Raw genomic sequence first — 22005 nt, 5'->3', positions numbered from 1 at the left:
CAAATGGTTTGTGCATCTACAGTTGTATTAACATAAGCATTTGGTGTTGCAATAGCATTAGTTGGTACTTCTGCATTAGCCTCTGATGTATAATATGTAATAGTATATAATGTAGGATCTAAATCGTTAGTGGCATCTGCATCTAATAGGTTTAGAATTTCTGGCTCTTTGGTTGGTAAATCGAACGTTGCAAAACCATCGGCATTATCATCACAAACTTCTAGCGGTGTTAATACTGCTGCGGTTGTGATTTGTGGTGTTGGGTTTACAATAAGTACCAAGTCTACAAATGTGGCACAGTCGGTTGCTATTGTAGAACTTTCTACACGAATATAAATAGTTTGTGTATTGACTACAATATTGTTGTACGGACTTGCTAATGCATTGACATTGTTATCGGCATCAGACATCGTTTCGTGGTAAGTTACTGTAAGTCCTGGTGCACCTCCTGTGATTTCTGATTCGGTATCCGATAGCATAAACTCTCCAAAGCCATCACTGTCTGGATCGCAATATTCTAAATTTGATGGTGTGAAAGCCACTGGTGCTTGTTCTACTACTAAATCTAGCGAAGTGGTATCGTAACAACCTGTGTCTGTATTTTGCACGCCTACATAAATAGTTTGCATGTTTGGTACAACGTTAGTATATGGATTTAATAATGGGTTTGCTTGTGCATCGGCATCAGCTTGTGTGAAATAATACGTTACAGCGTATGCTGGATTACCACCTGAAATTTCGTTGTTTTTTAGGGTTAAATCAAACTCATTAATACCATCTGGTGTAGTGTCATCGCAAATTTCTAATGGAGTAGGAATAACAAGTATGGGATTGATGTTTATTATTATTTCAAAGTTAATAGTAGTAATTGTACATCCAGTTGTATTGTTTTCAACTCTAACAAAAATAGATTGTGGGTTATTTGAGTTTGTATATGGGCTTGTTAATGCATTCGTGTTATTGTCTGCATTGGGTTGTGTTTCAAAATAATTAATTGTGAAATTTGCTGTATTCTGAGTTCCTAATACTTCAGCATTAAATTGTGTTAAATCTATATTTGTAAGCGTTGGAGTATCGCTACAAACTTCAAGATTATTTACAATATTATTTTGAGGTAAAGGATCTACAGTGATATTCATGTTTGCAATACCAAAGCAATCATTAGCGTTTTCAACACGAATAAAAATAGTTTGTGTAAAAGGAACAGTATTAGTGTATAAGTCTGGTAATTGATTGATTTCTAATTGCGCATCATTTGCTGTTTCGTAATAAGCCACTGTTAAACCAGGAGGTAAAGTAGCTAATATTGTTGCATCAGCATTAGACAATGTGAATTGTGCAAAACCATCGTAATCGTCATCACATACGTTTAATCCCGCATTATTAATATCTGTAGCAGTAACTTCTAAAACGTATTCTGCAGTACGAAAACACCCGGTAGTAGTATTTTCTACACGAACATAAATGGTTTGAGGATTTGATGTATTTGTAAATGGACTAGGATTTACAGAATTTATTGCTGCTTGTGCATCTGCAAAAGTTAAATGATGTGTATAGGTAAAACCTGAAGTATTACCATTAATCGTTACATTTTCATTTGCTTCATTTAAATTATATTCTGTAAAACCATCAGGAATACCATCTTCGTCACATTGTACAAGAGTTGCATTTTGCACTTCTGGTAAATTGTCTACAACAATATTAAATTGTGTTACAGTAAAACAGTCTGCTACTGAACCTTCTAAGCGAACAAAAATAGGTTGTCCATTAACAGTTGTATTTGTGAAAGTAGTAGGTGCTGTTATTGGGTTTGTGTTGTTTTGCGCATCTATTAAGTTTTCAAAATAGGTGGCAGTTGTATTTGCTTGTCCATTAATTAAAGCTGCGTCTTGTGTTGTTAAATCGAATACTGTAAATCTATTTGTATCATCACCATCTGTATTGTTATCGCAAATGTTGTAATCTTGAATTGGTGTTGCTATGGGCTGTGCTTGTGCTATAATATTAAAAGATGTTGTTGTAAAGCAAGTACTTGTTGTGTTTTCTAATCTCACAAAAATTTCCTGTATACTAACATCTGTATTTGTGTATGTTCCTGGGTTTGGAATAGCATTGTTATTTGCTATAGCATCTGTTTGATTCAAGAAATAAGAAGCTATAACATTAGTTTGCCCATTTATTAAGTTGGCATCTTGTGATGTTAAATTAAATTCAGCAAAACCATCTCCATCGGCATCGCAAATTCCATAATTAGGAATAGCAGTTGCTTGTGGTTGAGAATTAACTATTAAGTTAAAAGGTGTTGAAGAAAATACATAACAGCTGTTGTTAACAGCAGTTGGTGTTACACGAATAAATATTTCGTCAGGATTTGAAACATTAGAAAATGGACTTACTAAGGCATTATTTCCAGAGTCTGCATCTGCTGCAGTTTCGTGATAAGAAACTGAAAAATTTGCAGGATCTTGTATGCCTAAAATAGTACTAGTTTGAGAGTCTAAGTTAAAAAGTTCAATTTGATCGTTTAAGCCATCATCACATGTTTCTATATCAGGAGGCATATTTATTATTGGAGTTGGATCTAGAAATAGATTGAATTCTTGAATTGTAAAACATCCAGTAGTCGTGTTTGTAATAGTTGCATATATGGTTTGTCCATTAGTTAAGTTTGAATATGGACTTATTATAGCATTTATACCAATGTTGGCATCACTTTCGCTTTCGTAATAAAATACTTCTACATCTGTTTGTGTACCAATAATAAGAGGTGTGTTTTGTTCTAAATTAAATGAAGAAGAATTACCCGTATTACAAATAGTAATATCTAAAGCGTCTCCTACTGGATTTGTTTCACTAGTTGGAGCTTCACTAAATTGAGCAGTTCCTGTCCAATCTAAGCTAAAAGGACTATTACCTACAGGTCGATCTATAACTATAAAATAGGAATCTCCTGCAGCTGCATTAATAGCACTTACAAAACTATTTCCAGTTGCTCCAGGACCTTCTGTTACATCAGTTTCAGCAGTGCTTAAACCTGTTAAGTTATTTCCTTGTCCAGAAGCTTGTGGATTCGTGGTAGAGCATCTAATTGCAGCTCCCAAACTTCCACAAACGGGATTTGGTCCAAAAATAAAAAAGTCATAATCTTCTTGAATGTTTGTGCTATTTGGTGTTAACGTGAATGCTAATGTTCCATTGGTTACAACGGTTACTTCTAACCAAAGACTATTGGTTTCGTTACTACTACAAGATTGTGGAAACTCACCTAGAGTTCCTGCTCCATTAACATCTAATACAACATCAGAATCACCACAAACAACAAGAGCATTGACGCAATCGTTTGGTTGTTGTGCAAATGCAGAAGTATATTGAAATAATAAAACAAGCGTAAGCAGTACTTTAAAGGTGTTCTTTAACATTTAGTTTTTTTTAAATTTTGAGTGATAGTTTATCAGAAAATAATATACTTCTGAAAGCAAATTTACTATTATTATAACAATTGAAACTAACAAAGTCTTATACATATAGCATATAGGACTTTGTTATTAATTAAGATTAAGGTAATAAACTAACGTTTTAAAGTAAAATGGCTTTTAAATTCACGACCGTCTTCTAAGGTTACAGAAAACCAGTAGTCGCTTTGCGGTAAAGGAATACCGTTAAATGTGCCATCCCAACCTTGTTCATTTGGTTTGAGTGCTATAATTAGTTTACCATAGCGGTTGTAAATAAATACTGTTGCGTTAGATTGAAGTTTTTTACTTGAGCCGTAGAAATGCCAGGTATCGTGTTCTCCATCTCCATTAGGTGTAAAATATTGAGGAAAGCCTATTAAAGAAAATTCTTTTTCAACACTTCCGCAATTGTTTTTAATATCTCTAATAATAATTTTATAAGCACCTGCCTTTAAATTTGTAAATGAGTTAAAGGTTTGAAAAGAAGTTGTAATACCATCTTCATTTTCTATCGCATACTCATACTCACCTTCTCCTGAAGTTAAAATAGTAATACTATTGTTTTGTGTTTGCCCATCGTTAATAATAAGTTCTTCTATAGTTGCTATGCTTGAAGCTTCAATATAAAAATTTTTAGAGCTCGAGCAACTAGTTATATTATTGGTAACGGTTACTGTATATGTTCCTATAGTATTAATAGCAATGGTTTGGCTAGTTTCTCCTGTGTTCCAATTAAAAGTATAATTAGAAGAGTTGGCGTTTTGTAATCCGGAATCTAAAGTTAGTGATAACGAACTATTATTTATACAGTAAAGGATTGTTTCGTCAGCATCTATTTCAGGGAGTGGACTTACGGTTAAAATTACTTCATTTATACCATAACAAATATTACCGTTTTCAACTCTAGAATAAATGGTGTCTAAGTAAGGTGTTGCGTTGTTGTAGGTTGTAGGCAATTCGTTTTGTTCTAATAAAGCATCATTGTATGATGCAAAATAACTAATACTAAATCCAGATAAACCATTTAATATTAGTGGGGAATAATTGTCTAAATTGAAACTATTAATACCATTTGGAGCATCTGTTTCGTCACAAACTGTTGGTGCACTATAGTTTGCCACTTGCGAAGTGCTAATCCCAATAGACAATGTAGAAATATTAAAGCAACTTGTATTATTATCTATAACGCGGACAGATATGTCTTGTGGGTTGGAGGTGTTATTGTATGAAGTTGCATTTAATGCATTAGTACCATTAATTGCATCCGTTTGTGTTAAGTAAAATTGTGTTGATAAATCAGAAACATTTCCTGTTAACTCTTCATTAGCTTGATTTAAATTAAATGTAGAAAAATCTGAAGTTCCACATTGAATTAAATTAGTATCAAAAGCATCGGGACCTGTTGTATAAGTAATAATTGCTTGTCCATTTTGATCACCACAATTGGTGTTTGTTTCTATTTCTACTTGATAATCTCCAGCTTCACTTATAGTTAGTTCGTTACTAGCCTCAACTAATGGAGTATTGTCTTTATACCAAGAATAATTTGCACCAGGAATAAGTTCTGCGGTTAGAGTGTAAGAGTCACCAACACATAGTGTAAGTTCTAAAGTATCACTTCCATTTTGGATAATGTCTATTTGTTGTGTAAAAAAGGATTGAATGAAAGGAGGTAAGCCTTGTCGCCCAATATTGCCTCCTAAACTTATACTTCGGTGTTGGTAATCGCATGCATCACCTATATTATTAGGGCTATTAATTGTACTTAGAAAAGGAATGCCTAGATTGTAATTAATACTAAGTGAACGGTATATCTTTCCGTCAGGGCCTAATTGAAGGCTACTTCTATAAAGCTCACGTTGATCTATAAGTGTTTTACTGGCAGAGATATCTGTAGCAAAAGCATTGTATTGTAATACATAGGAGAGATCGATAGGTGGTCCGTTAATATCGTCTGGATTTCCTGTAGTGGTATGGGTTGAGGCATATAATAATTGACTATTTGGAGAGAATTCTACACCATAAGATGAATCTGTTGAAGATTGTGTGTCTAAAAAAACAGGGTTAAAAACCACTCCTGTACTTGCGTTAAAATCGGCTATAAATAATCCATCAACACCATTTGCGCTTGCAAGTTTAGAACTGTCTGGTGAGAATTTTAAATTTCCAGTAAAGTCTGAAATAGATATTGGTAAAGTAGATTTAACAGCATTTGAATTTACGCTAGTTGAGCTAACTTCGAATGCATGAAAAGTATCCATATTTATAGAACTTGTTCCAGACTCGTTAGAAAAAGCAATAACCCATATGTTTCCTGTTAAACAGTCTTTTAAAACTGCTGATATTTTTTCTGAACAATTATTTAATAAATTTGTGTGTGTGCCTACAACTTTACCTAAACCAGCATTAAAAGTTAAATCTACTGTGTAATAATTTAAACCGGTTGGGTTTGAGTTTGAGCCTACTGTAAAAACATAATAGATGTTAGGATTGTTAGGCTTAGGAATAGCAATAGCAGATTGTGTACTAGATTCATCTCCCAATAAATTATTGCCATTTTCCATTACAGAATGTGCAGCGTTATAAATTGTAGTTCCATCTGTATATAAAACTAGATTTCCATTATCGTCTGATATGCTTGTGCAACCTTCGGTAGTTGTTAGCTGTCCATCATTTATTGAAGAAACAATGTTATTTGTTAAGTCGAAATTAATACCTGCATTGTTACCAAAATACCAATTAGCGGCTTGTTGTTGAGCAAAAGTGAAAGTAAAAAAAAGTAAAGCGCTTAAAAGTGTGACTATTTTATAGAATTTAGGCATCAATTATCGTTTTAAGGTAAAATGGTTTTTGTACTGTCGGCCATCTTGTAAAGTTACAGAAAACCAATAGTCATTTTGTGGTAAAGGAGTGCCTTTAAAAGTGCCGTCCCAACCTTTACTATTTGGTTTTATTTGAGAAATTAGTTTACCAAAACGATCAAAAATTAATATTTCTGAATTTGGCTGAAATAAATTTGATACTCCATAAACCTGCCAAGTATCGTTAACGGTATCTCCGTTTGGTGTGAAAAACAATGGAAAACCGATTACAGAAATATCCTGATTAATTTCACCACAATAGTTTTTTATATCTCTAATACTAGCGTTGTAGTTTCCTGGTTTTAAATTAATAAAAGTATTACTGGTTTGATAAGGTGATGTTATACCTTCTTGATTTGTTAGGGCATATTGATATTCTCCTTCTCCGCTAGTTAAAACGGTAACACTGTTATTATTTAGACTGCCATCAATAATTTCAATATTCTCTATTGTTGCTATATTAGATGGTTCGACAATTATAGTTCTTGTGCTGCTACAAAGAGTAGTATTACTAGAAACAGTTACTGTATATGTTCCTGCCGTGTTTATAGCTATTGTTTCGGTACTTTCAGAATTAGACCAATTAAAACTATAATTTGCAGAATTGGCGTTTAACCCAGCATCTAGAGTTATGGTATTCGGGAAGTTGTTTAAGCAGTAAAGAACCGTTTCATTATTTGCTAATTCTGGTCTTGGAGTAACAGTTAAGTGCACTTCGTTTATTCCATAACATGCGTTATCGTTTTCAACACGAACATAAATAGTTTGTGCATATGGAGTAGTATTCTCGTATATTGAATTTAGAGGATTATTTTCTAAAAGTGCATCATTAGCATTTTCGTAATATGCAATAGCTAATCCAGTTGGTAAACCGGCTAGTATGTCTGCTGAAAAGGCATCTAAATTAAAAGAGTTTAGTCCGTCTTCGCTTCCTAATTCGTCACAGACAGGTTGTGCTGTGTAATTATTAATTTGCGTATCGCTAGTTTCTAATATAAGTTCACTAAAGTTATAGCAACCTGTTATGTTATCTGTAACCCTAACATATACGGTTTGTGGGTTAGTAATATTAATATAAGAATTTCCGTTTAGGGAATTATTGTCATTCTGAGCGTTGTTGAGTGTCGTGTAGAATTGTGTAGACTTGTCTGGCGTATTTCCTGTTAAATCATCATTTGCTTGTGTAAGGTTAAAAACAGTAAATCCATCAACTGTTCCATCTTCATCACATTGGTAAATACTAGTGTTATTGGCTTCAGGAATAGGATTAATAATTAAGTCTATGTTTCCGGTAATAAAACAGTTTACATTGTTATTGTTTTCAATTCTAATAAAAAGCGTTTCATTTATAGGTGTTTGATTAGTGTAATTATTAGGATGATTATTGATAGCTGTATCAGCATCTGTTTGAGTTTCGTAATATGTAACTGTGAATTGAGTTGGGTCTTGCGAGCCAAGGATACTTGCATCATAATCTGATAATGTTAATGCTGTTTGTCCATCCATAGAGTTAGCATCATCATCACATATATCTATAGCATTAACTACTGAAATTATTGGAGTGTTGAAAACTCTAATTTCAAAATTGGTAACATCAAAACAATCACTGTTACCATTATTATCTATTCTAGCATAAATAGTTTGCGGGTTACTAGTGTTTTGATAAATACCATTAATAATATTAGTATTGTTTGTTGCATCTGCCATTGAAGTAAAATACTTTACATTAAAAACACTAGAGTCTTGAGCGTCTATAATACTAGCTGTTTGTGTTGAGAAATCAAAATCTGAAACGGCATCATTATTATCATCGCAAATATTAATATCTCCAGGTTGAGTAGCAACAGGAACATCAAAATATGTAACAAAAGCTTCTCCTTCAAGTAGACCACAAGTATCTCCATTAACTTGAATTTCTACTTTGTAAATGCCATTGCTTGAGACTACTAAGTCAAAATCGTTTTCTGTTAAAGGTAAGTCGTTTCGGGTCCAAGTATAAGTCGCTCCAGGAATATTATCTGCGATTAAAGTATATGTATCACCGGTACATAGAGGTAACATAATAGAGCTACTACCATTCTGGATAATATCTATATCTTCACTAAAAAAAGAAGTAATAAAAGGAGGGAGTCCTTGTCTAGAATCGTTTGTTAAAGTAATTGCGTTATGTTGATAATTACAGCCTAAACCAGGTTGATTAGGGTTATTTACTACAGATAAAAATGGGTTTCCATTGCTGTAAGTGTCGCTCATAGAACGATATAATCTACCGTCCGGACCTAATTGCAAGCCTCCTCTATAGGTTTGTCTATCATCTATTACAACTTGAGAAGAGCTAATATTTGTTGCGTTTAAATCGTATTGTAAAAGTGCTCCATATTGGTTTGCAAGATTGTTTGCATCTGTATTGCTATTAAAAGCAGAAACATATAGTAAATTATTATTTGGAGAGAATTCTACACCGTACGAGCGTAGTTGTGTTCCACTTGGCGAACTTATGTTAGTACTAATAACTTGTGCGTTACTAACAATTCCAGTATCTGTATCAAAATCATAAAGAAATAAACCTTGTCCAACATTTGCACTTACCAATTTTTCTCCATTAGGAGAGAATTTTAAGTAGCCTCTTGCTTCGCTAATATTAGGTCCTATTGTAGTTGATATAGGTGTTGTATTTACACCAGTACTTGTTACTTCGTATGCATGAAAGGTAGTATTAGTGTTAGATATTCCATTTGAATCAGCAAAAGTAATTACCCAAACAGCTTGTGTTTGGCAATCTTTTAAAACAGCGCTTAATTTTTCGGATGTATTAGCAAGTAGTTGTGTACCGTTGTTATTTACAACATCTCCCAGACCTCCGTCTAATGTTAGGTCTACTTCGTAGAAATTAAAACCATAATCTACATTATCTAATGAAGGAGAATCTACCGTAAAAATATAGTATATATTAGGATTGTTTGGTTTTGGTATTATTATAGCAGATTGTGTACTTGAGGCATCACCTTTTAGTCCATTACCATTTGGCATGATATTGTGGTTAGCATTATAAACAGTCCTACCATCTGTATATAAAAGTAAATTACCGTTAGAATCTGAGATGCTAGTACAGCCTTCTTCAGTCGATAATTGACCATCATTAACAGCAGAAACAGTATTTGCGTCTAAATTAAAATTTACACCAGCATTATCGCCAAAATACCAATTAGCTGCTTCTTTTTGCGCATTAGAGAATGCACAACATAAAAATGTGGTTAATATTAATACAATCTTTTTCATTTCAACATATAAGCAATAGCTATCAAAGATATTGCTTATAGCTTAACATATCTATAGCTTATATGTTAAAATATAATAGATTATAAATCTCTTTTTAATAAAAGTTTGTATGAAAAGTAGATGAAAATAGCAGACCAGCCTAATACAATTGCAATTTCGTACCAATGTACAGCATAATCGTAACTAAGATCTTCTCCAACTTGGCTTGCAAACGCTTTAGCTGCACCAAGTCTAGAGAATGGTTCGTCTATTAAATTCCAAAGTGATTTAAATGGAAGAAATTGATATACTCTATCTATTATATCGTCTCCTTTATAATAAGCCATTAAAATACCATAACTTATAATTTCAAAAAAGAAATAAACCAATACTGCACCTAATGCAAATGCAGAACGTTTAATAAGCATACCTGAAAAAAGGCCTAAACAAAAGAAACCAAAAAGCTTAACAAAGAATGCTATTAAATATTCTAAATCAGAAAAAATGATATTTGGTTCAGTATAGCTTGAAAAAACAAGACCTAAAACTAAGGAAATAATAAAGACAAATAATGTAGAAATCAAAGCGAAAACAAGTACAGTATAAACCTTAGATAAAATCCATTCTTTTTTACTTAAACCATCAATTAGATTTTGTTTAATTGTTTTGTTACTATATTCGTTAGCAACCATAGAGACAATTACAATAAGTAAGAAAAACTTTAATAGTCCAGCAACAAATGTGTTAAAATGCCAAATGTATGGGAAGTTAAAAATACCTTGTTCTGCTAAATGAAAGTCAATTGGACCAATGTTAAAATTTATTACTGCGATTAAAGATATTAATGATAATAGTGCAAAATAAACAATAATTAAAATTACACTTGCTCTATTATTCAACAGTTTTATTAGTTCTATATTTAAAAGTCTAAACATGATTTTTTGTTTTATTTTGAAATAAATTCAATGATGATTTACGATGATTAGTTGTTGTCTGTAAGCTGAAGAAATTGCTCTTCTAAACTTTCTTTTCGCATCACTAAATGAGAAATATATATGCCACTTTCTACTAATTGTTTGTTAAACTCTGAAGCAGATAAAGGCGCATTTAAAAAAGCAGTAATTAAACCATCTTTTTCAATGGTTTTTTCAATTGCTGGATGTTGTTCTAAAAACTGAAGCAATCTAGCTTCATCTTCACATTTTAATTCAAAGAAACCTTCACTAGAAATCATTTCGTCTACACGACCAGAGTATAATTTTTCTCCTTTTCGAAGTACTACAACATGAGTACAAACCTTTTCAACTTCATCTAATAAATGCGAAGCTAAAAGTATAGTAGTACCTTGACTTGCAATTTGTTGTATTATGGCTCTAATTTGATGAATACCTTGTGGATCTAATCCGTTTGTTGGTTCATCTAAAATTAATATTTCTGGATCGTTAAGAAGGGCAGAAGCAATTGCTAAACGTTGTTTCATACCTAGCGAGTACGTGCTAAACTTACTGTGTTTTCTTTCCGTAAGACCAACCACTTCTAGTTTTTCGTCTATTTTAGAATAATCAATCCCTTTAATTTTACAAACCAATTGAAGGTTTTTGTAAGCAGACATATATGGGTAAAAATTTGGACGCTCGATAATAGCTCCAACTTTTTTTAAGGCTTCGTGCGTAGAAATTGTACCATCAAACCATTTAAAATCTCCACTAGTTTTATTTACCACATTTAAAGTTATGCCTAACGTTGTAGATTTTCCACTTCCATTTGGTCCTAAAATGCCGTAAACATTACCTTTTTTAATAGTGAAGGAAAGATTTTTTACAGCAGTTAAATTGCCATATTTTTTAGTAAGATTGCTAATTTGAAGGATGGTTTCCAATATGATTGATTTTTAGTATGCTACAGCTTAAATTAAGAAGTAACATGTGTTGGTTTAAAGGTAAGACGAACCGATCAAACTTTTGTTACAAGAATACTATTAATTGTTATAAATTTGAAAACTGAAAACGACTATGAAAGATTTAAAAATTTCTAAAAAGAAACCTTCTTTTCCTATTACTAAGCAACTGCATGAGTATTTAGGAGAGTATAATAGAAACATACGTATATCTATAGATTATAGTGATTTGCTTAGGTTTCAAGGCTCGATAACTGTCTACGATAAGGATGATAATGATACACTTTGGATACGTGTTTATTATAGCGATAGTGATAGAGCCGAAATAGATTTAAGTCTTAAAAAAGTGTATACAAAACTGCATAGTGATGGAAACGAAAACACCATCCCGTTTTTAAATGTAGATGCTGTAGATTACTGTACTTTTGGTAACTCTAAGCCATTTAGAATTAAAATTAGAAATATTTTAAATGATAATATTACTTATTTTTATGTAAAAAAAGCAGATGCTTCACGCCTTTATGGTTTAGAGTTGGAGCATATGTTATCTCCATATAATTTAAATTTTGTGGTATGTAAAGATACGCTTATAGAAGAGCATATTGCTGGGATTCCTGGAGATGAGTTTATAAAAAAAATGCTTCCTAAATGTACATTGCCAGAACAATCTCAAATAGCTAAAGAGTTTGTGAAATTTAATGAGCGTTGTATGATAAGGCTACTTGGAGATATGAGATCTTATAATTATGTTATTGTACCAACTCATGATTTTGACCAAGTGATCTACAGTATTAGAGCAACAGATTTTGATCAACAATCCTTTGAAGGGAAATTTAATGTTTATAGACCTCAGTTTTTTAAAGAGAATAGAACTATGGTAGAATTGGTAGCATCAAGATTTCAAAAGGAATCGATAGATCAATATAAAATTGAAGAGCGCTCTATAGTTGCAAGACGAATGATTGGTTTTAATGATAGAATAGATGCGCTTTTAGACTGTATGATAAATGATACAATTTCTACACCAGAGAATATAAGCTTATTAAAATCTAAAATCTACGATCATACATTCGATTTGAAATTTAAATACAGCGATAATATGGGAGATATTTTAAAAAGCGCTTTAGAGTTTGTAAAGCGCAATTATGAAGATCTAAACCCAAAGGATTTTTAGTTCCAGTTTTCGTTGAAATCTAAGTTATCGTAATCGTTAACATCAAAATCGTCGTCATATTCGTCATCAAATTCATCCTTTTCTGCTTCAAATATTTTATCTGGAGCATCGTCAGGCACTTGACCTTGAACAAACATTAAATTAGGGTAATCGACACCTTCATCTTCTTCGGCAATATCTGCAAGTTCTACGTAAAATGTCCACATGCTTAAAAAGTCGTAAACATAAATAAGTTTAGTTTGTGCTTCGTGAACAGTGTCAGATAAAGACGTTTCGTTCATTAAGCGTACTTCGTTCATACCTTCGCTCATGTCGAAAAGAGAAATTTCTTCACCTTGATTCCATTGGTCGTCACTTAAATAAAAGGATGCCATTTCTGTACCATCAAAACCAAAAGACTGCGTAATAGTATTATGCAAATCTTCCATTGTATCTGTCTCTTTAATCTCTAAATCGCGAAAGATATCTTCTTCTGTATCGTTGTCTAAAATGACTCTAAATCTGTAAATCATGCTTATATAAAATAGGTTTGCAAAGGTATGCGTTTTTATACTTACTTGCTAAATCTGTGTAAAGTAAATGTCATGGCGCTTAATAAGAAAAAAGCACCAATTTGGTGAGCTACACCTAGCCATAAAGGTACTTGGTATATAATAGTTAAAACACCTAATAAAAATTGAAAACCAACTAGTATTAGTAATGAGTTAACTCCTTGTATTTGATAATTTGTGCGTGTTAATTTTTTAGATTGAACCCAAATAATTAATATTATAACAGCTACAAGGTAGGCAAATGTTCTGTGTACAAACTGAATACCGCTTGGGTTTTCTATAAGATTTTTGTAAAAAGGACTAAGTACATAAACGGTTTCATGCATAAACTTCCCTTCATTCATTAAAGGCCAATGGTTATGTAACAATCCAGCTTTTAAGCCTGCAACAAAAGCACCATAAATAATTTGAAAAACTAATATAATGTAACCAACAACGATAAGGTTTCTAAACTTTTTATCGATAGTCTTTCTTTCTGGGAATATTAAATCTAGTGCAACCCATAGTGTGGCAGCAAACGTTAAGAATGCCGTTGTTAGGTGTGCAGCTAATCTAAAGTGACTTACATCTGGTTTGTCCACCAGCCCACTTTTTACCATATACCAACCTAAAAAACCTTGAAAACCTCCAAGAAGAAGAAGGACGACACATTTTTTTATTGTTTTTTTTGTGAGTTGTTTAGTCGCTAAAAAGTATAAAAATGGAATAATAAAAACCATACCAATTAATCTACCAATTACTCTGTGTAGCCATTCCCAGAAATAGATACTTTTAAAATCTTCTAAAGTAAAATGGGCGTGTAGCTTTTGAAACTCCGGATATTGTTGATACAATGCAAAAGCTTCTTGCCATGCAGCTTCTCCAATAGGAGGAATAGTACCTGTTATTAATTTGTAATTAGAAATAGATAAACCAGAATCTGTTAGTCTAGTAATACCTCCAACAATTACCATAATGAAGATTAAAATACAGCCAGTAAAAAGCCAATAAATTACTTTTTTGTTATCCTTTTTCATTTAGTCTATTATTTTTTTAAAGCACAAACTATTTTCCATGTCTTTGTATTGTCCGTAATTTGGAATAATACTATAATCACAATTTTTATAAAATGAAACAGCTTCAAGTTGTCGAGTTCCTGTTTCTAAAACTAAAGATGAAAAACCACTTTCTTTAGCCCAAAGTTCTAATGTTTTTAGAATATTGCGAGCAATACCTTGACCTCTATAATTATGAACTGTAAACATGCGTTTAATTTCGGCCGTGTTATCACTATTAAAAGGTTTTATAGCACCACAACCAACAGGAATATTATCGTTGTAAGCAATAACAACATGTTTTAAAACATCTATATTATTAAACTGATTATAAAAATCATGCTCATCACCATCAGTAATTTTTAAGTAACTGTCTAGTGCTTTTATTAGAGTAATAAAATCTGGATTTTTAGAATCTGTTTTTATAATATTCAGCATAATTAATCTGAAATTTTTAAACCTAAAGCTTTTCCTTTTTCTAACATTAAATTAAAAGCAGCTTCGTGTTCGTTTGGTATGTCTCCTTCTAAAATAGCTTCTTTTATAGCTTCTTTAATAAGACCTATTTCTCTTGAAGGTTTTATATTAAAAGTTTCCATAATTTCTTCACCAGAAACTGGAGGCTGAAAGTTACGAACGCTATCTTTCTCTTCAACTTCAACTATTTTCTCTCTTACAATTTTAAAATTGTTGTGATACTTGTTAAATTTCTTTGGGTTCTTAGTCGTAATATCTGCTTCACAAAGCGTCATTAAATCTTCAACATAATCACCAGCATCGAATACTAAACGTCTCACGGCAGAATCTGTTACAATATCTTGAGCTAAGACAATTGGTCGCGAGCTCATAAAGACTAATTTTTGTACAAATTTCATTTTTTCATTAAGCGGCATTTTTAAACGCTTAAATAAATGATACACCATTTTCGAACCTTCAAATTCATGAGCATGAAAGGTCCAACCTACTTTTTTGCTAAACCTTTTTGTTGGTGCTTTTCCAATATCATGGAGTAGTGCAGCCCAACGCAACCACACATCGTTTGTGTGTTTTGCAATATTATCTACAACTTCTAAAGTATGGTAAAAGTTGTCTTTATGTTTTTGTCCTTCAACTTCATCAATGCCTTTTAGGGCTGTTAATTCTGGAAGAATATATTTTAGCAAACCTGTTTCTTCTAAAAGCAAAAAGCCAATAGAAGGTGTTTTGCTTTCTAAAATTTTATTAAGCTCTACAACAATACGTTCGTTAGTAATTATCTTAATTCGTTCGTTATTTCTTGTAATAGCATCAAGAGATTCTTTTTCAATTGTGAATCCTAATTGTGTTGCAAACCTTATAGCTCTCATCATACGAAGCGGATCGTCGCTATACGTAATATCTGGATCCAAAGGCGTACGAATTATTTTGTATTCTAAATCTTGAACACCATCAAACGGATCTAATAAATCACCAAAATTTGCTTGAGATAAATCGAGAGCTAATGCATTAATGCTAAAGTCGCGACGGTTTTGGTCGTCTTGCAATGTGCCATTTTCTACTACTGGATTTCTACTATTTTCGTTGTACGATTCTTTTCGTGCTCCAACAAATTCGACTTCTATATCGTCAAGTTTTAGCATTGCAGTTCCGTACGTTTTAAAAACTTGAACTTTTGGTTTGTTAGGAAGGTTTTTAGCAACTTGTTTTGCTAAAGCAATTCCGCTTCCAATGGCAACTACATCTATATCTTTTGCATCACCGCGTTTTAATAAATAATCGCGAACAAAACCTCCAATTACATAACTGTCCAAATTTAATTCGGCAGCAGATTTGGAAATTGTTTTAAAAATAGTGTGTTTTAGTGCTTCTCTGTGATTCATTCTCTTAACTAACTATCTATTCGCGTATAATTTTTACACCGCCACTATTACTTAATTTTATAATAGTTGAAGGGTTTCCTCCATTCTTTTGTCTATGCAAATTTACCACATAATCTACACCTTTTAAAATCGCTTCGTCTATTTCTTTAAAGGATTTAGGTGTTGGTTTTCCTGCAAAGTTTGCCGATGTAGAAACTATTGGTCTTCCTAGATATCTAATCATTCTTTTGCAAAAATCGTGATCTACAATTCTTATCGCTAAAGTGTTATCATCTGCTACTAAATTTTCAGCAATTCCAGCTGGAGCATCGTAAATAACAGTAGTAGGTTTATCTGCAATATCTAAAATAGTATATGCCATTTTAGGTACATTATCAACATGTCTTTCTAGCATGCTGTAGTTGTTTACTAAACAAATTAGTGCCTTATTATCTGCTCTTTGTTTTAGTTTATATATTTTCTGTACCGCTTCTGCGTTTGTAGCATCGCAACCAATTCCCCAAACAGTATCTGTTGGATATAAAATTATTCCACCGCGTTTTAAAACTTCTAAAGCTTTTTCTATTTCTTCTTTCATTATTTCTTGAGACATATTGGCCTTAATTTTAGAGTGTGCAAAGATAATAAATATATGAGCGTTTATGTTTTGAATACTAATGATTTCGCCATATAATAAAAAAATTATGTAGTTTTGTTTATACTATTTTATGGATCGATATATATAAATGGAGAACGAAAGAATTAATGTTACCAAAACTTTTTTGCCAGAGCAAAGCGAGTATCAAAAAATACTTAGTAGATCTTGGGATAAAAGTTGGATAACCAATAGAGGCGAATTGGTTTTAGAATTAGAAAATAAAATTAAAAGCCAATATAACATCACTAATATTCTTGCTACCACAAATGGAACGTTACCATTACAAATAGCTATTAAATGTTTAGGTTTAAAAGGAGATATTATTACAACTCCTTTTAGTTATGTTGCAACTACTTCTAGTATTATTTGGGAAGGTTGTAATCCTGTATTTGTGGATATAAATGTTGATACGTTTAACATAGATCCCTTAAAAATAGAAAGTGCAATAACTCCAAATACTTCTGCGATATTGGCAACCCATGTTTTTGGAAATCCTTGCGATATTGAGGCCATAGAAAAAATAGCAGAAAAGCATAATTTAAAAGTTATTTACGATGCTGCACATTGCTTTGGCGTAAGCTATAAAGGCCAATCTATTTTCGAGTATGGCGATGTAAGTACATGTAGTTTTCATGCTACTAAAATTTTTCATACTGGAGAAGGCGGTGCTTTATTTGCAAAAGATAAAGCCTTGTTCGATAAGTTATACTATCATCATAATTTTGGACATAAAGGAGCTACAGATTTTCATGGATTGGGTGTAAATGCTAAAATTAGTGAGTTACAAGCAGCAATGGGATTAGCGGTCTTTCCTTATATAGATTCTATTTTCGAAAGAAGAGAGGCGCTTTATAAATTATACAAAAAAGAATTAAAAGGAAAAGTTAAGTTCCAAAAAATAGAAAGTAATTGCGATTACAACTATTCTTATATACCAGTAGTTTTAAAATCTGAAGAACAATTACTTAAGGTTATAAAAGAGCTGAATAATAACAATATATTTCCAAGACGTTACTTTAATCCTTCATTAAATACAATCGATTACGTTAATGGAGATGTTATGCCAATTTCCGAAGATATTTCTAATAGAATAATGTGCTTGCCATTGTATTATGATTTAAAAGAATCTCAGGTAAAGTCTATTGTTTTAAAAATGCTAAACGTACTATAAAATGAAATTAGATCAAATTATAAGTTTTTTAGAAACGAATAGTATTCCATTTCAAGTAAATTCTAAAAATACTATTACATCTTACAAGCCAGCAAGCTTAAAAAATGTAATAGAAAACGGAATTTATTTTATAATGGGTGATATTAATATTTCTAATATTAATAACAGTATAATCTTTACTTCGGAAGCAAAAAACGAATCCATAAACGCTACCAACATTTGTATTTCGGTAACTAATCCGCAATTAACACATTATAAATTGTGTGGAGTATTTGCAGAAAAGAGAAAAGCTAATATTCATGAAACAGCAATTATTGATAAAGATGCTGTAATAGGAAATAATGTATATATAGGTCCTTATTGTGTTCTAGAAAAATGTGTTATTGGAGATAATGTGGTTTTAAATAGTCATGTTGTAATTTATAACAATACAGAAATAAACGATAAAGTGTTTATAGATAGTAATAGTTGTATTGGTGCAAGTGGTTTGGCCTGGATTTGGGATGAAGATGGAAATAGAATTATGCAACCACAATTAGGAGGCGTAATTGTGGAAGCAGATTGCCATATTGCAACAGATGTTACTATTGTAAAAGGTTCTTTGTCTGAAAACACATGCATAGGTAAAGGCACTGTTATTGCCCACGGCACTAAAATAGGACATGGAGCACAAGTTGGTACAAATGTTCATATGGCGAATAATGTTAGTTTGGCAGGTAATGCAGAAATTGGTGACAGAACTTTTTTAGGAAGTGCGTCTATAATATCATCAAACATTAAAATCCCTCATAATACTATCGTTGGCGCAGGAGCCATGGTAAACAAAAATTTTGATGAAGAATTTTGTACTTTAGCGGGCATACCAGCAAAAGTTCTTAAAAGAGAAAATTATAAAAATAAACCTAAAGGAGCTCCAAAGCCTTTTAATTAAATAATATGAATACAAGTTATATATCTAAAAGTAGTAAAATAGGAAAGAATGTTCAAATAGGATTCTTTTGTGTTATTGAAGACAACGTAGAAATTGGAGATAATACAATTATCGAAAACTATGCAATGGTTTTAAATAATTCTAAAATAGGATCTAATACTAAAATAGGTACCTATACAAAAGTAGGTAAGAATGCTGTAGTTGGTGATAATTGTAGTTTTACATCTTATTGCGAAATTAGAGATAATTGTAAATTAGGAAACAATGTTTCTATGGGAAGCCGTTGTACATTATCTGCAAATACAATTGTAGAAGATGATGTTATTATGAAATACGGTTTTGTAGTAACAGATACTCCAAACCTTAACCAAAACGAGACTAAGAAAACTGGTGTATTAAAACGCAATAGTAAATTTGGAGCAAATGTAGTTATTATGCCAGCTGTTACTATCGGTGCTAATGTAGAAATTGGAGCTTGTTCTCAGGTTAGGCATGATGTACCAGATGATGAAATATGGTACGGAAGTCCTGCTAAATTTTACAGAAAAGTATAGTCTTAAAATATACTAATAATGGCATTAAATTAAACATTTTCTTTTTTAATCTTTATTAAGCAAAATACGTTTCTAATGGATAATAAAGAGATTTATTTAATAGGAGTAGGGAACTATACCGAAGTTATTATAGAGTTAGCTATAGATTGTGGTTACACTATAAAAGGTTTGTATCATTATAATAATGATAGAACAGGAGAACTGGTTATGGGCATAACTATTATTGGTAGTATTTACGATTTATATAAATCGAATTTAAAAGGTAAGCAATTTGCTGTTACAATAGGTGAAAATCAACAACGAAATAAAGTTGCCACAAAAATAAGAAACTTAAAAGGTGATACTCCAAACTTAATCCATCCCTCTGCCGTTATTAGTAAATCGGCAACCTTAAGTCTAGGCTGTTTTATTCATTTTAATGCAGTAGTTTGGACAAAAGCAAGTTTGGGTAACGATTGTTTAATAAGTCCAAATACTATGGTTGCGCATCATGCAACAATGAGTGATGCTTGCTCTGTAGCTTCATTCTCTGTAGTGGGAGCTTACTGTACAATAGGAAAGCGTGTACTTTTTGGAGTTAATTCTATCGTTTTGCCTAAAGTATTATCCATTGGCGACGATTGTATTGTTGGAGCTAAAGCAAATGTTACAAAAACGTTTCCAGCTAATTGTTTGCTTGTAGGAAATCCAGCAACAAAAATAAAAGATTTAAATTAAATGACGCCATTACTAAGTATTTGTTGCACAACATATAATCAGGAAAAATATATTGCACAAACTATAGATGGATTTCTAAATCAAAAAACCGATTTCCCTATAGAAATAATAATTCATGACGATGCTTCTACAGATGGCACTCAAAAAATTATTAAAGCTTACGCTGAAAAGGATGCAAGAATAAAATTAATTCTCCAAAAGGAAAATCAGTATTCTCAAAATATAAAGCCTTTACCTAATTTTTGTTTCCCAAAAGCTGAAGGTCAATATATTGCTTTGTGCGAAGGTGATGATTATTGGATAGACGATTTAAAACTACAAAAACAAGTGCATTTTCTGGAAGCTAACCCAGACTATGTAGTGTCTTGGACTAATTATAAAATTCTAAAAAATAACGAAATTATTGAAAATGATTTTAGTTATGATGAAGCAGAGGTAACCATAGATTACAACAATTTATTTACGCCATATTCTACCTATACTTTAACAACGGTATTTAAAAAAGAAGCATTAGATATAGAGTTGTATAAAACATTAAAGCATTCTAAAGACAACTCGTTATATATTATGTTTTTGCAAAAAGGAAAAGGGATTTTTCTTAATTTTTATGGAGCAGTATATAGAATACATGATGGTGGTGTATATTCTTTAAAATCAGATTTTTTTAAACACTATTCTTCGTATTTAAATATAAATGAGATTACCAAAGTAATTCCAGAATCTCAAACTAAAAACATTGAAAAAGTTCTTAAATCGTTAGCTAATGGCGCTGCATTTTCAGCTTTAAAAGCTAAATATACTGGAGAAAAACTAACCGAAGTTCAGGAGCAGTTTATGGAAAATCATTTTAAAAATGTACCATTAAAAACAAAGTTTAAATACTACAAAAGAATTTTTAAATATAAGTTTTTAAAATAAACATTTAAAAAAGAGAACAATAGCATCAAGAGTTGGGATTTTAGAATAATAACCCGAATCGTTTTTAATAAACTTATAGTAAGCCCTACTGTTTTCTTTACAGTTTCTAATAGTTCTTATCATTACCTTATCTATATGGGCAATAAATAACTCTTGATTGTAAACTTTTTTATCAGCGTTTAAAGCTATAATTTTTTTAGAGGCTTCAACAGTTTTAATTATTTCATCCTTAGTTAATCCTCTAGTTAAATTAACAGCTTTTAAATAAGAATCAATATTTGCATCGTTATAAGAAATCCCCAAATTAAGGAGTTGTTTTTTCTTAATAATAACCTCAGATTTTTTTAAATTCTCAGCCTTTGTTTGGCTAATGTTATTAGGGTGCCATCTGTACTTTAATAATGATTCTGGAATATTATAAAACTTAGTTTTAGCAATTAACTGACTCCAAAGCCCGTAATCTTCTGCAGGGACATACTCGTTTTCGAAACGTAATTCGCCTAAATGAGATTTTTTAAACATTACAGTAGGATTACCAATACAGCAGTTGTTTAACATTTGTATTTTCATTTTATCATGAGTTTCTTCATGCCTAACGGTTCTGTTTTCTTTGTCTCCAAAAAAGGTAAACCATGTGCCACAAACACCATAATCTGGATTACTTTTTAAAAAGTTTAATTGTTTTTCAAAACGTGTTGGTAATGCAATATCATCTGCATCAAGCAATGCAATATATTCTGTTTCAGCAAGCGCTATGCCTTCGTTTCTTAAATTTGCCGGACCAGCATTTTTAGACTTTGTAATTACTGTTATTCTAGAATCTCTTTGTTTATAATCTTCAAGAATTGAAGCGGTTTCATCTTGAGAGTTATCATTTAAAATTAATAATCTAAAATTAGAAAAAGTCTGATTTAAGACACTATCAATTGACTCTGCTATAAATTTTTCGCCATTGTAAACTGGCATAATTACCGTAAGTTCAGTCATA

At 31.7% G+C, this 22005-nt stretch carries 16 protein-coding genes and 1 pseudogene; 6 read left to right on the top strand and 11 right to left on the bottom strand.

Features of this window, described 5'->3' with window-relative positions:
- From ASC41_RS05100 to ASC41_RS05080, 5 genes and pseudogenes are all read right to left on the bottom strand, one after another.
- A pseudogene (locus tag ASC41_RS05100) lies at nucleotides 1-3419 on the bottom strand (hypothetical protein); the annotation flags it as partial.
- A 149-nt stretch (nucleotides 3420-3568) separates the two neighbouring features.
- Complete coding sequence (locus ASC41_RS05095) at nucleotides 3569-6277, bottom strand: T9SS type B sorting domain-containing protein (RefSeq protein ID WP_055435561.1); 2709 nt, start codon at nucleotides 6275-6277, stop codon at nucleotides 3569-3571.
- A gap of 3 nt (nucleotides 6278-6280) precedes the next feature.
- Entirely contained in the window at nucleotides 6281-9595 is a 3315-nt protein-coding gene (locus tag ASC41_RS05090) for a T9SS type B sorting domain-containing protein (RefSeq protein WP_055435560.1), read from the bottom strand.
- Between the two features lie 80 nt (nucleotides 9596-9675).
- A complete protein-coding gene (locus ASC41_RS05085; RefSeq protein ID WP_055435559.1) occupies nucleotides 9676-10509 on the bottom strand; it encodes an ABC transporter permease in 834 nt (277 codons plus the stop codon).
- Nucleotides 10510-10556: 47 nt separating this feature from the next.
- A complete protein-coding gene (locus ASC41_RS05080; RefSeq protein WP_055435558.1) occupies nucleotides 10557-11453 on the bottom strand; it encodes an ABC transporter ATP-binding protein in 897 nt (298 codons plus the stop codon).
- A gap of 133 nt (nucleotides 11454-11586) precedes the next feature.
- On the opposite strand from ASC41_RS05080, the gene ASC41_RS05075 reads away from it, so the two are divergent.
- Nucleotides 11587-12645 carry a hypothetical protein gene (locus ASC41_RS05075; protein ID WP_055435557.1) on the top strand — a complete coding sequence of 353 codons (1059 nt, stop codon included), beginning with the start codon at nucleotides 11587-11589 and terminating at the stop codon, nucleotides 12643-12645.
- Here ASC41_RS05075 and ASC41_RS05070 read toward each other — a convergent pair.
- From ASC41_RS05070 to ASC41_RS05050, 5 genes are read right to left on the bottom strand one after another with little or no spacing between them, the layout of a single operon-like run.
- Nucleotides 12642-13157 (bottom strand): IS1096 element passenger TnpR family protein, encoded by a 516-nt coding sequence (locus ASC41_RS05070; protein ID WP_055435556.1) that lies wholly within the window; start codon nucleotides 13155-13157, stop codon nucleotides 12642-12644. The two genes, ASC41_RS05075 and ASC41_RS05070, sit on opposite strands and share 4 nt — an antisense overlap.
- Before the next feature lie 41 nt (nucleotides 13158-13198).
- Nucleotides 13199-14212 (bottom strand): COX15/CtaA family protein, encoded by a 1014-nt coding sequence (locus tag ASC41_RS05065; protein WP_055435555.1) that lies wholly within the window; start codon nucleotides 14210-14212, stop codon nucleotides 13199-13201.
- The gene (locus ASC41_RS05060) at nucleotides 14213-14668 is read right to left on the bottom strand and encodes a GNAT family N-acetyltransferase (protein ID WP_193786892.1); all 456 of its coding nucleotides are present in this window, start codon (nucleotides 14666-14668) and stop codon (nucleotides 14213-14215) included.
- Nucleotides 14669-14670: 2 nt separating this feature from the next.
- Nucleotides 14671-16089: a CCA tRNA nucleotidyltransferase gene (locus ASC41_RS05055; RefSeq protein WP_055435553.1), complete on the bottom strand. Its 1419-nt coding sequence runs from the start codon at nucleotides 16087-16089 to the stop codon at nucleotides 14671-14673.
- A gap of 16 nt (nucleotides 16090-16105) precedes the next feature.
- Nucleotides 16106-16681: an L-threonylcarbamoyladenylate synthase gene (locus tag ASC41_RS05050; RefSeq protein WP_083477145.1), complete on the bottom strand. Its 576-nt coding sequence runs from the start codon at nucleotides 16679-16681 to the stop codon at nucleotides 16106-16108.
- A gap of 133 nt (nucleotides 16682-16814) precedes the next feature.
- On the opposite strand from ASC41_RS05050, the gene ASC41_RS05045 reads away from it, so the two are divergent.
- From ASC41_RS05045 to ASC41_RS05025, 5 genes are all read left to right on the top strand, one after another.
- On the top strand, nucleotides 16815-17897 hold the full coding sequence (locus tag ASC41_RS05045; protein ID WP_055435552.1) for a DegT/DnrJ/EryC1/StrS family aminotransferase: 1083 nt from the start codon (nucleotides 16815-16817) through the stop codon (nucleotides 17895-17897).
- Between the two features lies 1 nt (nucleotide 17898).
- On the top strand, nucleotides 17899-18828 hold the full coding sequence (locus ASC41_RS05040; protein ID WP_055435551.1) for an LbetaH domain-containing protein: 930 nt from the start codon (nucleotides 17899-17901) through the stop codon (nucleotides 18826-18828).
- Between the two features lie 5 nt (nucleotides 18829-18833).
- A complete protein-coding gene (locus ASC41_RS05035; protein WP_055435550.1) occupies nucleotides 18834-19382 on the top strand; it encodes a DapH/DapD/GlmU-related protein in 549 nt (182 codons plus the stop codon).
- A gap of 75 nt (nucleotides 19383-19457) precedes the next feature.
- Nucleotides 19458-20099, top strand: coding sequence for a PglD-related sugar-binding protein (locus ASC41_RS05030; protein WP_055435549.1), 642 nt, complete (start codon nucleotides 19458-19460; stop codon nucleotides 20097-20099).
- Nucleotides 20100-21017, top strand: coding sequence for a glycosyltransferase family 2 protein (locus ASC41_RS05025; protein WP_055435548.1), 918 nt, complete (start codon nucleotides 20100-20102; stop codon nucleotides 21015-21017).
- On the opposite strand, the gene ASC41_RS05020 is transcribed toward ASC41_RS05025, so the two are convergent.
- Entirely contained in the window at nucleotides 21009-22004 is a 996-nt protein-coding gene (locus tag ASC41_RS05020) for a glycosyltransferase family 2 protein (RefSeq protein ID WP_055435547.1), read from the bottom strand. The two genes, ASC41_RS05025 and ASC41_RS05020, sit on opposite strands and share 9 nt — an antisense overlap.
- Between the last annotated feature and the right edge of the window lies 1 nt (nucleotide 22005).

It is taken from the genome of Lacinutrix algicola (genome assembly GCF_001418085.1).
In the GTDB taxonomy this organism is placed as follows: Bacteria; Bacteroidota; Bacteroidia; order Flavobacteriales; family Flavobacteriaceae; genus Lacinutrix; species Lacinutrix algicola.
This window is presented reverse-complemented; position numbering and strand designations above follow the sequence as displayed.

Coding starts and splice junctions, on each gene's coding strand:
- ASC41_RS05065 (WP_055435555.1), bottom strand. CDS start 14,212: ATGAAAAAGGATAACAAAAAAGTAATTTATTGGCTTTTTACTGGCTGT.
- ASC41_RS05055 (WP_055435553.1), bottom strand. CDS start 16,089: ATGAATCACAGAGAAGCACTAAAACACACTATTTTTAAAACAATTTCC.
- ASC41_RS05060 (WP_193786892.1), bottom strand. CDS start 14,668: ATGCTGAATATTATAAAAACAGATTCTAAAAATCCAGATTTTATTACT.
- ASC41_RS05035 (WP_055435550.1), top strand. CDS start 18,834: ATGAATACAAGTTATATATCTAAAAGTAGTAAAATAGGAAAGAATGTT.
- ASC41_RS05090 (WP_055435560.1), bottom strand. CDS start 9,595: ATGAAAAAGATTGTATTAATATTAACCACATTTTTATGTTGTGCATTC.
- ASC41_RS05095 (WP_055435561.1), bottom strand. CDS start 6,277: ATGCCTAAATTCTATAAAATAGTCACACTTTTAAGCGCTTTACTTTTT.
- ASC41_RS05040 (WP_055435551.1), top strand. CDS start 17,899: ATGAAATTAGATCAAATTATAAGTTTTTTAGAAACGAATAGTATTCCA.
- ASC41_RS05085 (WP_055435559.1), bottom strand. CDS start 10,509: ATGTTTAGACTTTTAAATATAGAACTAATAAAACTGTTGAATAATAGA.
- ASC41_RS05070 (WP_055435556.1), bottom strand. CDS start 13,157: ATGATTTACAGATTTAGAGTCATTTTAGACAACGATACAGAAGAAGAT.
- ASC41_RS05030 (WP_055435549.1), top strand. CDS start 19,458: ATGGATAATAAAGAGATTTATTTAATAGGAGTAGGGAACTATACCGAA.
- ASC41_RS05075 (WP_055435557.1), top strand. CDS start 11,587: ATGAAAGATTTAAAAATTTCTAAAAAGAAACCTTCTTTTCCTATTACT.
- ASC41_RS05045 (WP_055435552.1), top strand. CDS start 16,815: ATGGAGAACGAAAGAATTAATGTTACCAAAACTTTTTTGCCAGAGCAA.
- ASC41_RS05050 (WP_083477145.1), bottom strand. CDS start 16,681: ATGTCTCAAGAAATAATGAAAGAAGAAATAGAAAAAGCTTTAGAAGTT.
- ASC41_RS05020 (WP_055435547.1), bottom strand. CDS start 22,004: ATGACTGAACTTACGGTAATTATGCCAGTTTACAATGGCGAAAAATTT.
- ASC41_RS05025 (WP_055435548.1), top strand. CDS start 20,100: ATGACGCCATTACTAAGTATTTGTTGCACAACATATAATCAGGAAAAA.